This is a genomic window from Pseudomonas sp. 3296 (assembly GCF_031456615.1).
Classification (GTDB): Bacteria; Pseudomonadota; Gammaproteobacteria; order Pseudomonadales; family Pseudomonadaceae; genus Aquipseudomonas; species Aquipseudomonas mucoides.
In genome coordinates, this window is record NZ_JAVDUY010000005.1 from 1 (window position 1) to 14297 (window position 14297).

A 14297-nucleotide genomic window follows, 5' to 3' on the forward strand; every position below is an offset into this window, starting at 1 on the left:
CCAAAAAGCCAGCGACCACTGTCCAGTAGGATCAGTGTAGAACGCAGTGTTTCTAATCCAATGGGCCGCGGAGCGCCGGGGAGGCGGTTTTTTAAGATGTCTCACTCTTCAGTGACCCGCTTGAGTTCCGCTCGCAGACGACGCAGTTCAGCGTGCTGATCATCGTCCTGCTGCCGTTCTTCTTGAGGTTTGCTGTAGCGCTTTATCCACGCATAGAGGCTATGCGTCGACACACCAAGACGGGCCGCTACGTCAGCGACGGGAAGCTTCTTTTCGGTCACTTGATTGACCGCTTGGATTTTGAATTCTTCGGGATAACGCGGGTTGCTCATGGCACCTCCTGATTGGCCTCATTTTAAGGCATGGAGGTGTCTACGAAACCCGGGGCGATTCAACCGAGATGGGCCTTCATGTGCTCGCCTACAACCTCATGAGAATGATGAGCATCTTCGGCTTCGCAGGATTGCTTGAGGCGATCAGGCGTGACTCAAGCAGCGTGATCGTCCGAGATCGGATAATAACTGAGTTGGCTGAGGGCATCTGACGGCCAAAAGCGGTAAACAAGTGCCCGCAAAAGAAGGGTTTTTTACAGCGTTGAGTTGCGCTACGCTTCTTGTGACGGACCTCATTATAATGCAGGCCGATGACGTTTTTAACCGAGTTTTTCTCCAAGTCACACTACCGCCGCATTCCTCGCCCATGAGATGAAATGAATCAGTCCATCACGGGGCGCGGGTCGAATGCTGGCACAGCAGGAGTGCTCGCTGCACTCTGCAACGCCGCTTGGATGTCTTCTTGATTGCCTCTGTCGCTTCCGATGGTAAAGAACAGCGACGTGACGAATTAAGTAAATACGACGGGGGTAACATTTCGCTCGCCGGCGGCCAATGTGAGTTGCTCGGCGAGCAATACCTTTTCTTTTTTTCGTTGGATTACAACTTTCGATATTAAAACAGGCAAGGTTCAAAAAATTTGAACAATGATGCTCTCACCCTTCGGTCCTAGGCGCCACAGAAAATTACCAGCGGTTTCTGCATATTAATACTGGCCTGAGCTGTGTCCAGCAGCAAGCATGCCCCCAAAGCCAACCTTTCAAAATACACAACTTTCATAAAACCTCTACTTATTCAACAGTCGTAACAAAAGTTAGGTTTGTGTCGATGCTGCCACCGGAAAGTGCTTCATCAAGGTCCCTTTGCAGGTCTGCGATAAAACCATATTTCAACCCAGTGGGACTGATCGTTGATGCCCCATTGCTCGACAGTTTGTAGTTTTTAGTTAGGTCAATTGGTTTACCACTGCCGTCTTTCAATGCAATCTGTAGGCCCTTGGCGCAATAGGCGCAGGATTTATTCCGCAAAGCTGAACCATCGGCTCGGATTTGGTCAGACACAAAACTCAGGGAAACCGTATCATTAAACCGTTTAGTATCCGCCTGATTAGTACATCCAGAGAACTCAATATCAAACGGCTCTGACGCTTTCGCCTCCGAGATTTCGCCAAAGTCTACAACTATATTGCTATTGACCAGTGAGCACGTTGTAATCACCGTCCCCCCTCCTTGCGTTACGCCAAGTAAGATACTTGTGCGTCCCACGCCAGGCGAAGTAGTACCCACATACCATAAATAGTAAAGTTTTGATTCGTAGGGTTTTAGGACGTAATTTCCGGGAGGTGGTAACGCATAACTATTTCGGACGAAATTTCTACGAGCGTACCCACTTTGCGGGAAAGATTGATCCAGTTTTATCTTAGTACTTACTGAGCCATAAGTAGCAGGTGAGCAGAGATCAGGGCTAGCATCTAGATAGACTCCTGAAATAGTCGTTATACATCCTGTAGTTCCACCTTTACCGAGATAAGAAATATAAAAATCCTGATTGTAAACCGGTGTCGGAGGCTGGCAGCCTGTCGTCGTCCAACCAAATTCATGGTAACCGACCACGTCTCCGGGTTTGGATGTAATCAGATCTGCAGTCACGACACTGTTGGCATAGAGCTCATCAAACTGACAAAAGATGGCGTAGGCTCCCGAGCTATAGCTCAGGGAAAAAAAACATATAAACAATAAGCGGATCACGGAAGGCCTCCCAGGCTATATACAATGGGAAGGGATTAAATGAAAAAAGGTCGAAAAACGCTGTAGGAATAGTCCGAGACTGATGTCGGACGCTGCGCAAACGGTCTGTAGGAAGTCGCGTATTTATAAATCCGTTTAATCGCCTGCCAAGCCTGTGTCCGCGTTGGGTCAAGCCTTTGTGAAAACACCGCTGTGCAGGTCAAGACCTGCGGTTTAAAACAGTATGAGTCGAAAATGGACTTTCACGACCGGCAGCCTTCGTTCGGTCGTTGTCCTTCGAACAGCAATGGCTGGGCTTAATCATAAAATTTACCAGCCAGCAAAATGGCCGCACAGCATTGCCATACGTTTGATCTACTGGCACTCACAGGGGAACTGCGTGACCAGGCAGTCGCCCACGCTGCGGCAGCATCAAGAAAGGTATCAATAGAGCCGTTTTCCCATCCCAACGCCCCCGGTCCATATGGAGACGACGGAGAGGTCTCCTCCAGCAAACGCTCCTCGGCGAAATCCACACCTAGAGATTCAATGAAGCCGATGAATGATTGTTCGTCGTCTACGGTTTTCAGTAGCTCATCAAAATTTATGGACATGGTGACCTTGGAAGTGCGTGATAGGTGATAGTGAAGGAATAAATTCTCACTATGCTGCTATGCCACGAGATGAGCGGCAAGCTTACGTCCTCTTTGGGGCCAGGCTCTGAGAAAGGGCCAGTAATCGTCTAACCTTTTCATCGTCGAGATCGTAGCAGGGGCGATGATGAAGCGATTCATTGAAGGCGAGGCCCGGACGCAAGTCACCTTGCTGCTGGAGTGCCTGGACGATTACGTAACTGAAGAAAATGAAGTGCGAGTGGTCGACGTTTTCGTCGATGAACTCGACTTGGGCACACTTAGGTTTGAGGGCGTCGATCCTGCCGCAACTGGTCGTCCAGCCCCCCCCAGCAGTCTTGCCGAAGATCTATATCTACGGCTACCTCAATCGGATTCAGTCCAGTCGCCGGCTTGAGCGTGAGGCCGAGCGCAACGTCGAGTTGATGTGGCTAACGGGCCGTTTGGCTCCGGACTTCAAAACCATTGCCGACTTTCGCAACGACAACGGCAAAGCCATTCGCAGCGTATGCCGCCAGTCCGTAGTGCTTTGCCGCAACCTCAATCTCTTCTCCCAATCGATCATCGCCATCGACGGCAGCAAATTCAAACCCGTCAAAATCGCGACCGCAACTTCACTCAGGGCAAGGTGAAGGCACACATGCAGCAGATCGAGCAGAGCATTGATCGATATCTAACGACGATGAACTCATCAAGCGCGATGCCCAGGTAATTGCCGAGCTCGAATGCCTTAACAATGGTAAGAGCGCGCAGATGGCGCGGTTATCTGATGCAGCGACTGCTTTTCGCGAAAGTACACCCGCAGAACTTTCCCCAACATTTCTATGCTGATCACCCTGTGTTCTCCTGCTCGGAAAGCGAGCAGAAGCAGTTGAACACCTGGGTCAGTCTTCGGTTAGCGGCAACAGCCACAGGATCAGATGGAGCTGTATGCCCAGGGCTATAACAAGGAGAACAAGCCTATGCGTGTCACCCCGGGGGTGCTCGACTCCGAGGTCTATGGCGTGAAAACCAGCGCGGCGGACTTGCTCCGTTTTGTCGAAGCGAACATGCACCCGGAAACGCTGGAAAATCCGTTACAGCAAGCCATGGCCCTGACGCATACCGCTTACTACAACGTTGGCGACATGACCCAAGGGCTGGGATGGGAGCTGTATCACTACCCGGTAACGCTGGATCGTTTGCTAGCCGGGAACTCGACGTCGATGGCCATGCAGGCGCATGAAGTCCAGTGGCTATCCCCACCGCCATCGCCGACCGGAGACTTGCTGATCAACAAGACCGGATCGACCGGTGGCTTCGGTGCTTATGTTGCGTTCGTGCCAGCGAAGGACATCGGCATCGTGATTCTGGCCAACAAGAACTGTACGATTGCGGAGCGGGTAAAGATTGCTCATCAGGTGTTGAACGCTCTGGGTCGCTGATAGAGCAAAAAATAAATGATCGCAGCCTTCGGCAGCTCCTATAACGAATACTGCAGGGGCTGACGAAGGCCGTGATCTTTTTGTTGGGCGCCCGCAACCAGTCTTGCATACCCACACAAACCACGTAGGATTCGCGCCTCTTTTTACAACGCCAAGCCACGCATCAGCTCCGCCGGGTTGTTTTTGGCTGCGGGGCTATGCTGAAACAGGGCATGAGGGGCTGATCGATGAAAGTGTTACTGGTCGATGATCACGCAGTGGTGCGCATGGCGATCGGGATGATTCTGGCCCGGGAAGGTCATGAGATCGTCGGCGAGTGCGATAACGGTGTCGATGCGCTAAACAAGGCGTTCGAGCTCAAGCCCGATGCGATCGTGCTCGATCTCGACATTCCGCAACTCGATGGCATGGCCGTGATTGACCGGTTGCGTATCGCCGGCAGTTCGGCCCATGTGCTGGTTCACACCGGGCTGAAAAGCCAAGCGTATGCAGCGCAATGCCTGAGGGCCGGGGCATCGGCATTTTTGTCGAAAGTCGACGATCCCACGGAAATCGCCAGTGCACTCAAGGCTGTTGCCAATGGCAAGACCTGGTTCCCCATCGGCGCCCTGAGCTCGGTGCGCCAAAGCGATTTCGCGCAGAACGATGCGCAGATGCTCAGCGGTGTGTCCCGTCGTGAACTCAAGGTGTTGCATGGCCTCGCCCTGGGCAAGACCAACAAGCAGATCGCCGAAGACATGCTTTTGAGCAACAAGACCATCAGCACCTACAAAACCCGCCTGATGCATAAACTCAACGCGGGCACATTGCTGGAGCTGATCGAGTTCGCTAAACGCAATAATCTGGTCTGAACCATGAAGCGCACCTGCCAAATATTGCTGGGTGTACTCACCCTGACGCTGATGCTGATCGCGTCAGCCGCCCCCCTGACCCTGTTCAGCCGCGCCGCCGACAGTCACGCGCAACCGACCTTCAATACCGAGCAGCGCCAGTGGCTCAAGAACAAGAGTACGTTACGGGTTGGTGTGTATCTGCCAGACCGCCCGCCGCTGGACATGACTGCCAACCAGAAAGACTACGAGGGCCTGTCCGCCGACTACCTCGACGTGATGGCACGAGCCTTGGGTGTGCGCTTGCAGATCGAGCGTTTCGCCAGTCAGCAGCAAGCGCTGATCGCCCTGCAAAATGCGGAAGTCGACTTGGTGCCGCGGATCAATCGACTGGATGCGGCCTACGACGATTTGCGCCTGAGCGCACCCTACGCCTACGACCAGGCTGTTCTGATCAGTCGTTTCGGCACCCACTGGCCAAACAACGAACTACCCGTTGACACCACGGTATTGTTCGATCCGGACTGGATGACCCAGGAGCGGGTCACCTTACTTTTTCCCGGACGAAAAGTGAAGCCGGTGCATTCCACCGAAGATGGCCTCGGGCACGTGGCCTACAACAAAGGCAGCGTCCTGCTGACCGATGCGATTTCCGCGCAATATCTGCTTGAACGCAGTTACCAGCAAAATCTGAAACAAACCATCCAGCGCGACTCTGAAGGCCTGGGTTTCAGTTTTGCCGTGCACCGCCAGGACCCGCGGTTACTGAATCTGATCAACAGTGTGCTGGCGAAAATCCCGCCTCAGGAACGTGACGTAATTGCGCGTCGCTGGGGCATCAGTGCCAATCCGAAACTGGGCTACACCCGCCTGCAACTGACGCCTGCCGAGCAACAATGGATCAAGGATCATCCGCGAATCGACGTACTGGCCAACGACCTGTACTCGCCCTACAGTTTTTTCAACGAACAGGGTGAATTGCGCGGCATGGCAGCTGACTTGCTGGAAATGATCAATGACCGCACTGGCCTGGTTTTCCGCCCGAGCAGAATCACGTCCATCGAAGCCATGAGCAGTCGCACCCAGAGGGACCCGGTCAGTCTGATTGGCGCCATGACCTACAGCGAGCAACGTGAACGCAGCCTCGCCTTCACACGGCCTTACGTGGTCAACCCGTTTGTGTTGGTAACCCGCCAGCAACCCGAGCACCCGGGCCTTGTCGGGCTCAAGGGTAAACAGGTGGCAATCATCAAGGACTCGGCCGCCGCCAACTGGCTGGCGCGCGAATGGCCGGACATTCGGGTGATGGAAGTCGATACCCCGATAGAAACCTACGAACTGCTCGCCGAGGGGCGCGTCGATGGCGTTCTCCAACCCCAACTCGGCGCCGCTTACCTGATCGACCGCTTCTTTCGCGCACGCCTGCAAATCGACTCGGTGATCGGCTCGCAACCCGCGCTGATCGGCTTTGCCACTGGCAAACAAAACATCGAACTGGTGTCGATACTCAACAAAGCCTTGCTCGACATTCCGCCCGATGAGTTCAGTGATCTGGCGAATCGTTGGCAAAACCCGCAGGAAAGCCAGGGGGGGTGGAGCGCCTACAAAACCTGGTTCTACCGTGCGGTGCTCGGGCTGGTCACGGTGCTGCTGGTAATCCTTGCCTGGAACTTCGGTCTGCGCCGACAGATTGCCGAAAGAAAGAAAGCGCAGAAGGCCTTGAACGACCAATTAGTGTTCATGAAAGTGCTGGTGGATGGCACGCCAAACCCCATCTACGTGCGCGACCGGCAGGGCTTGCTGTTGACGTGCAACCGTGCCTACCTGCAATCGCTGGATGTCGAGCTCGATCAGGTACTGAACAAGGGTTTGATCGAGGCCGACATCATCCCGGTCAACGATGCCCATCACTACAAACGCATCCACCGCGCCACCCTCGACAACGGCGAGGCGTCTTTCGCCAACTTCACCATGACCGTCAAGGGCAAGCCTTGCCACATCTACCATTGGGCCCTGCCCTACCGCGATTCCGACGGCACCATGACCGGTGTCATCGGTGGCTGGATCGATTTGACCGAACAGCAGAACCTGCAACACGCCCTTCATCAGGCCAAGGACCAGGCCGAAGCCGCCAATCGCGGCAAAAGCCATTTCCTGGCGGTGATGAGCCACGAAATCCGCACGCCGATGAGCGCGCTGATCGGCGTCCTCGAATTGCTGCAGGACAAATGCTCCGACCGCGAACTTCTCGATATCGCGCAGAAGTCCGCCGGCGGCATGATGGAACTGATAGGCGAGATTCTCGACCTGTCAAAAATCGAGTCCGGAAAATTCGAACTGCACAGCAGCAGCTGCCACCCGCAACGCCTGGCGAGCACGGTGATCCAGAGTTTTGCCAGTCTGGCCCAGCAGAAAAACGTTGATTTGCGCCTGGCCTGCCACGGCCCGGACAGTGCGGTCCAACTGGACTCGCTGCGCTTCCGGCAGATTTTGTCAAACCTGCTAAGCAATGCGATCAAGTTCACGCCCCAGGGTACGGTTACGGTCGAGCTGAACCTGAGCACCGACGCTCCGCTCTCCCATTTGCGGTTGGCTGTGCAAGACACCGGAATCGGCATGAACGAGCAACAGCGCCAGCGCCTGTTCCAGCCCTACACGCAGTTTCAGGACAAAGACACTGAAACCCGCATCGGAACCGGGCTTGGCCTGGCGATTTGTCAGCAACTGACGCAACTGATGGGTGGCCAATTGCAATGCGAGAGCACGCCAGGACAAGGCTCGTGTTTCACCTTCGATCTAAACGTGGCGCTGGTCGAGGGCGAGACGGCAGCGCAGGAAATCGACAGCGAAAACCTGCCGCCATTGCCGACCCGCAACGTGCTGATCGTTGAAGATCACGAGTTCAATCGTGTAGTGCTCCAGCGCCAGCTGGAGTCGCTGGGCATGCGCGTGACATGCGCAGAAGACGGCCTGCAAGGCCTGCGTGCCTGGAGCGACGGCGCATTTGATTACGTGATTACCGACAGCAACATGCCGCACATGTGCGGCGACCAGATGACTCGCCAATTGCGCGCCATCGAAGCTGCCGAAGGTCGCACCCCGACCCATGTGCTGGGACTGACCGCGAATGCCCAGCCCGAGGAAATCCACAACTGCCTCGAGGCCGGAATGAACAACTGCCTGTTCAAACCGGTGGTGCGAAAGGTGCTGGAACGGTACCTGCGCGATGCCGAACTCGGTCGGCAGGCCAGTGCGCCGAGCTTCGATCTATCCAAGGTCACGGACATCACGGCCGGCGATGCCGCGCTGACTTGTCAGTTGCTGGGCACGGTGCTGCGCACCAATCAGGAGGACTTCGACGCGCTGCACGGGCTGTACGCCTCCGGCGATCTGAACGCCACCGCACGCTGCTGCCACAAGATCCTCGGCAGTGCGCGGATCATCCATGCAACGCCGCTGATCAGTGCGTGCGAACAGCTTGAACAGGGCTGCCACGAATCGCTTGCGACAGGGGATCTGAACCGCATGCTAGAGGGTTTCGACACGCAAATGCAGCACCTGCAGGACAGCATCCGGGCCTACATCAACGGCTGATCTTGTAGGACTCTTCCCACAAAAACTTGGGAATCTCCTACGTTACCCGTCCACTGCGCATCTGGAGAATCTAGATCTCTCTCACACGCAGTCGGCGGATGTCATGTCTAGGTTAGTAAGGTTTTCTCGTGTTTCGATGTCAGGTGCTATGTTGGTGCTGGCGGCTGAACAGGCGTCAGGTGCCAGTTGCGAGCAATCCCAATGCCTGACTTCGCACCAGTCCAATATGGTGATGGACGATGGTCACTCGGTCCAGGTCGGCTCCGGCGGCGCCATCGTCGACAGTACGGTGACCAATGGCCGCTTGCGGATCTGGGAATTGGGCTCCGCGATCGGCACCACCATCGATGGCAACAACGGATGGCTGGAGCTCAATGACAGCTCTTCGGCGTATGACAGCCTGCTGATCAAGGGGCAGATGGTTGTGGTTGGCTCGGGCACGGCGCTGCGCACGACGGTCTATGGCGGTAACCTGGACGTTGCACAAAACGGGCGGGCCAGCGATACCATGCTCAACGGTGGCGCCATGTGGGTGTACAACAACGGGACTGCCCGCAATACCCAGGTAAGCAACAGCGACATGACTGTATATGAAAACGGCCGTGCCCAAGACACAACCGTCAATGGCGGTGGCTACATGTCGGTGTTCGACAGCGGTTCGGCAGTCGATACCGTGATCAACGACGGCGGCATGTTCGAGATTAACGCAGGCACCACAATTCACAACACCACCGTTAATCAGGGCGGCTCGATGGTCATGGCCGATCGCGCCGAAGCCAGCGATACCACCATCAACCAGGGTGGCAACTTGCAGCTCAAGGGCGACGCAATCCTGGGGATGGCGAGCCACATCGACGGCAAAGTCACCTTCGCCAATCCGGCCGCCAGTGGTTTTCATACCCTGTTCGTCAAAGGCCCGCTGACCGGCAACGGTACGTTTGCGCTGAACACCGACCTGGCGGCGCAAAAGGGTGACCAAATCCGTTTGATGGATACGGTCAGCGGCAGTCATACGCTGGTGATCGAGGATTCGGGTAATGCACCGAGCAACGCGCAGGCGTTGACCCTGGTGGATGGCGTCGGCGGCACTGGCGATTTCAGCCTCTACGGGCAAACCGTGGATGCCGGTGCGTTCCGCTATGAATTGCAGCATGTGGGTGACGATTGGGTCCTGATGAACGCGTCCGATACACAGCCTGAAAACCAGATCAACGAGCCGCAAACGCCGACTACTCCGGTTGATCCGACCGATCCGACCGATCCGACCGATCCGACCGATCCGGCTGAACCGGTTGATCCGGTTGATCCGGCCGTTCCTGCCGATCCGGTGGCGCCGGATTTTCCTGCGAGTCCTGCTGAGCAGGCCCCACCCGCGAAACGTCCTCAGGCACAATCCCTGAGTAAAGGCGCCAACGCTGCCATCGCCAATCAGGCGGCAGGTGCGGCATTGATAAGCGCACAAATGAGCGCCACCACCGGACACTTCGGTGAACTGCGCTCGGGCAATGATCAGGGTGGCGTCTGGGCTCGCGGTTACGGCGTCGAGCAGCATCTGGACAGCGGCGCCAGTCGCGCCTTTGACCAGCAGATCAACGGCATGGAAGTCGGTGCGGACAAGGCAATGGATTTCGCCAACGGCACGCTGTACGTCGGCGGCCTGTTCGGCCAAGGCTCGGGTAAGCAGTCGTTCGGCGAGGGCAGCAAAGGCACCATCGACAGCACCACGCTGGGCACCTACGCCAGCTATCTGGACCGCAGCGGTCTGTATGTCGACGGCGTGGTCAAGTACAGCCGCCTGGACAACGACATCAACATCACCAGCAACGTCGGCAACAAGGTCAAGGCACGTTTCAAAAACAATGCGGTGAGCGCCGACGTGCAAATGGGCAAGCACATCGATCTGGACAAGGGCTGGTTCGTCGAGCCTCAGGTTGGGGTGCAAGTGGCGCGCATCAGCGGTGGTCGCTACACCGCTAGCAATGGCCTGAAGGTCGAGCAGGACGCGATGCTCTCGGTGCAGAGCCGGATCGGCGGTATCGTCGGCCGAGATCTGAAACTGGACAACGGCGTGACCGTCAAGCCCTACGCCAAGGCAACCTGGATCACCGAGCATGCGGGCAAGAGCAACGTGAAGGTCAGCGGTACGAAACTGGACAGTCGTCTGCCGGGTTCGCGGGCCGAGATTGGCGGCGGCATCATGGTGAGCACCGCCGAAAATCATAACTTCTATGTCGAAGGCTCCTACACCAAGGGCCACGGCATCGAACAGCCGATGGCTGTCACAGTTGGTTATCGCTACAACTGGTAAGCCACCCGGTCGACGGTCCAGAGGTACGTTAAAGGTTGGGTGTAAAAACCCAGCCTTTTCGTTCATGGGGAGGTACTTACTCGTAGCGCAGGACAAACGGCAGGCTGCCGTTGGCAGCACCAGGCACTTCGGCTCCCGCAGTGCGTAGGTAGGTCGCACGCAGTGCGATGTTCGCCGTTCCCACGCCATCCTGGTCGATGCTCAGCGGTGCCGAAATACTCGGTGCGCTGGACATGTCGATGATGTCGTTGGCGCTATTGACCAGCGCAATCGCCGCACCGCTGGCACCATCCGGTGACAGCGCCAGCAGACGACCGTCGACGCTGTCCAGACCGCTGCCGGTGTTCGGATCGAAGTTCATGATCACCGAGCTCAACGCGCCGACACCGCTTGGGCAACCGATATCGAAGTTGAGGTCGGACACCGCCACGCCGACATTGCCAACTCCCGGCGAAGCCACTTCCAGATCAGCAAAGGAAACGTCACCCATATCAACCAGAATGTTGCTGCCGTTACCCGCACTGGCGTCGCCTCCGGGGGTCACCGTGCAACTGGCGTTGTTCAGTTCACCGTTGAATTGCAGCGTACCGCTGGCGGCGTGTACGGAGCCGGACAACACGGCGCTGGCTGCGATGGTCAGTGCTAATAAGGAGATTTTTTTCATACAGGCATTACTCGTGGAAATGGTAGGGGCTGCTTCCCTGCAGTACGCAAGAAGATACCAGCCTCCAAAGGGTTCGATGGTAGGAACGCTCCGCCCTGAATGTAGGACTTAAAGCGATACTGGAGTGAGAAAGCCCCCACAAAACCTCCCTGAAAACCTCGTTACTGACAGGTCAGGATTTTGCTCTGGTAATTCTCACCCGCGACTTTCTCACTCATCGCATACTGCGCCGTGCAGCGCTGGTCGGCCCACTTAACCACCAGCGTTCCTTCGTTCTTTTCAACCAGCAATAACGCCGTCTGGCGAGGGTCGACGATCGCCAATTGCTGGCCCTCTTCGTCTTCGACGATCGCGCCAAACGGGACCTTGCCGGCGGGGTAGTTGAAGGTCGCTTCCATGCGCATGCCACTTTTCGCCTTGAACGTGGCCTTGGTGATCGCGCCACGGCGAGGAATGACCTGCTGGCTGGTGCTTTCCAGTTCGATATCGGCGCCCAGGTCCTGGGTATTGAGGCTCACGAAGTTGCCGCGATAAGGCTGAGTGTTTGGGATGATGGCGTAGCCGTTCGACCCGGTCTTGACCCCGGCGTAACGTCCGACCTGCACGCCAGGAGTGTCCTCGACTTGCGCAAGGGTGAAGGTTTCGCCCACCGGCTGACCGAAGTTGACGCCACCGCCATGGGCCACCACGGAACCACGCGCACTGAGGTTGGCGGTCTTGTAGTTTCTGCCCTGGCTATAACCGGCACCCAAACTGGCGTAAGGCGTCTTGGCATTGATCTGGCCATCACCGCTGTACTCACCGGTGACACCGCGACTGCCGCCGAGCGAGAAGTTCAGGTCATCGCGCCCCGCCACGTAACCACCGATGTTGGCCCTTGAATTGGTGCCGCTGGCGTCGTGGGCAGCGCTGAAGCTGGCACGCGGTGCACGGGCATCATCGCCAAGCGGGAACGACAGGCTGAACGTCGCCTGGGCATCGCGACTGCGCGTATTGCCCTGGCTGGGATAGGCGCTCTGGCTGTCGGCAAAGCGGGTATGCGTGACGTCGAACGAATAGTTCGCCCGCCCCCAATGGTTGGAATAACCGGCCTGCAGGGTGCGGGTCTGACCCGGCAGATTCCAGTAAGTCTGATCGCTGGCAGACAGGTACAACGACCCGAAGCCGTCGCCCAGCACTTGGTTGGCGGTGAGATTGAAACGCGCCTTGGCACGGCCACGCACCCGCTCATCGGGCTCGCGATTTTCATCATCGACGTGCTCGCTGAAAGTCCGATAGCCTTCAGTCGAGTAGCGATAACCGGCCAGGGTAAACGTTGTTCCCGTCAGATTCAGGGTCTTACTGTAGAGAAAACGCAAACTCTGGCCGATGTTTTTGCCGAGTCGAGTCGAACTGCTGGACTGGGTGGCGTCGACCGAGATCGCCCCCGCCGGAGTGTTGAAACCGGCTCCGATGTTGGTGGCGCTGAAGCCGTCGCTGAGCATCAACCCGCCAAAGGTCGACATGTTGTCCGTCAGGCCATAGACCAGGTTGCCAGTACCGAATAGCGGCGAGTCGGCGTCTTCATTCAAAGCGTCGAACTGCCCCAGATCGAGGTTGTAACGAAAGGCACCGCGACGCACCAGAATTGGCAGCGAGGCAAACGACTGGGTAAAGCTGCGAACCTGGCCATCAGCTTCAGTGATGGTGATTTCCAGGTCACCGTTAGAACCGCTCGGATAAATGTCTGTCAGCTCGAACGGGCCTGCCGACACTGTCGTAGTGTAGAGACTGAAACCGTTCTGCTTCACTTCCACCGTTGCGTTGCTGTTGGCCACGCCGCGGATCACTGGCGCATAGCCGCGTTCGCTGTCCGGCAGCATCGCCAGGTCGGAGCCCAGTTGAGCGCCCTTGTAGCGCACGCTGTCAAAGATCTCCGAATCGGAATAGGTCTGGCCGACGGTCAACTGACTGCGCAGCGAGGTGATATCGCGTTGCGCATAGGTGCGGTTGCTGTTGAACAAGCCGGGGCTGGCAGTACTTTTGGAATAGCTCGACTCGTTGCGCAGGCGCCAGGGACCGATGTTGAGACCGTTGCGCAAATTGGCGGACAAGCTGTCAGTGGTCGAATAATCGTTCTTGCGTCGGCTAGTGTTCAAGCCGTAGTCGACAAATGCCGCCGCGACACCCTCATCCCACAGCGCAGGGTCGACATAACCGCGCGCCGAGCGGCTCATCATCGCCTGGGGAACGCTCAGATACAGGCGCAAGAAATTGGCTTCGTACTCGCTGACGAACTGCGGGATCAGCGCTTTGACGTCCACGCAGCTGTCGAGATCGGCATAGGCGCTCAAGGTGCCCTCGGCGATCAGCCGATCAATATCTACGCCGAACTGGCGCAGCATCGTTAATGTCAGGCAAGGCGTGACATCACCGTCATCCTGTTTCAGGAAAGTAATGTCCTGCCGGCCGCTCAAGCTGCGGTTGACGTAGATGTCCACCCGGTAGGTTCCCGGCAATACGCTGTTACCTTCGATGAATTGCTTGAGGTCCGCAGGCTGCCCCAGACCTTGAATGAATGACGTGTTGAACGTCACCGGGCCGCCGCTTTCGCCTTCGACCGCCCCGGCGAATCCTGGCACTACAATCCCCAGGGCAACAGCCAGTCTCAAGTGTGAAAGCCGCGACGGTTGGGCAGAACGCTGGGAAGAGTTGGCGAGGCAAGGCTGGCGTATACGCATGACAGAAACCTGGATTCATTTTTTCAAGGCGAAGCCCGGCCAGCGGGTGTTTCAGGAGAAACATCC

The 14297-nt window shown here is 56.8% G+C and carries 7 protein-coding genes and 3 pseudogenes; 5 read left to right on the plus strand and 5 right to left on the minus strand.

From position 1 onward, the window contains the following. Positions 1–104: 104 nt before the first annotated feature. The 3 genes and pseudogenes from J2X66_RS14105 to J2X66_RS14115 form a co-directional block, all read right to left on the minus strand. Positions 105–332 (minus strand): annotated as a pseudogene (locus J2X66_RS14105) (transposase); the annotation flags it as partial. A gap of 791 nt (positions 333–1123) precedes the next feature. Next, positions 1124–2080: a fimbrial protein gene (locus J2X66_RS14110; protein ID WP_310265293.1), complete on the minus strand. Its 957-nt coding sequence runs from the start codon at positions 2078–2080 to the stop codon at positions 1124–1126. Positions 2081–2376: 296 nt separating this feature from the next. Next, the gene (locus J2X66_RS14115; protein WP_310265295.1) at positions 2377–2673 is read right to left on the minus strand and encodes a hypothetical protein; all 297 of its coding nucleotides are present in this window, start codon (positions 2671–2673) and stop codon (positions 2377–2379) included. Positions 2674–2839: 166 nt separating this feature from the next. Here J2X66_RS14115 and J2X66_RS14120 point away from each other — a divergent pair. From J2X66_RS14120 to J2X66_RS14140, 5 genes and pseudogenes are all read left to right on the plus strand, one after another. Beyond that, positions 2840–3385, plus strand: a pseudogene (locus tag J2X66_RS14120) (transposase); the annotation flags it as partial. A 214-nt stretch (positions 3386–3599) separates the two neighbouring features. Beyond that, positions 3600–4115 (plus strand): annotated as a pseudogene (locus tag J2X66_RS14125) (serine hydrolase); the annotation flags it as partial. Positions 4116–4342: 227 nt separating this feature from the next. Then, positions 4343–4966, plus strand: a complete 624-nt coding sequence (locus J2X66_RS14130) for a response regulator transcription factor (protein ID WP_310265297.1) — start codon at positions 4343–4345, stop codon at positions 4964–4966. A gap of 3 nt (positions 4967–4969) precedes the next feature. Then, positions 4970–8539: an ATP-binding protein gene (locus J2X66_RS14135; RefSeq protein WP_310265299.1), complete on the plus strand. Its 3570-nt coding sequence runs from the start codon at positions 4970–4972 to the stop codon at positions 8537–8539. Positions 8540–8675: 136 nt separating this feature from the next. Next, positions 8676–10847, plus strand: coding sequence for an autotransporter outer membrane beta-barrel domain-containing protein (locus J2X66_RS14140; RefSeq protein WP_310265301.1), 2172 nt, complete (start codon positions 8676–8678; stop codon positions 10845–10847). A 76-nt stretch (positions 10848–10923) separates the two neighbouring features. On the opposite strand, the gene J2X66_RS14145 is transcribed toward J2X66_RS14140, so the two are convergent. Further along, entirely contained in the window at positions 10924–11511 is a 588-nt protein-coding gene (locus J2X66_RS14145; RefSeq protein WP_310265303.1) for a fimbrial protein, read from the minus strand. 161 nt (positions 11512–11672) lie between these two features. Then, entirely contained in the window at positions 11673–14231 is a 2559-nt protein-coding gene (locus J2X66_RS14150) for a fimbria/pilus outer membrane usher protein (RefSeq protein ID WP_310265305.1), read from the minus strand. Positions 14232–14297: the final 66 nt, after the last annotated feature.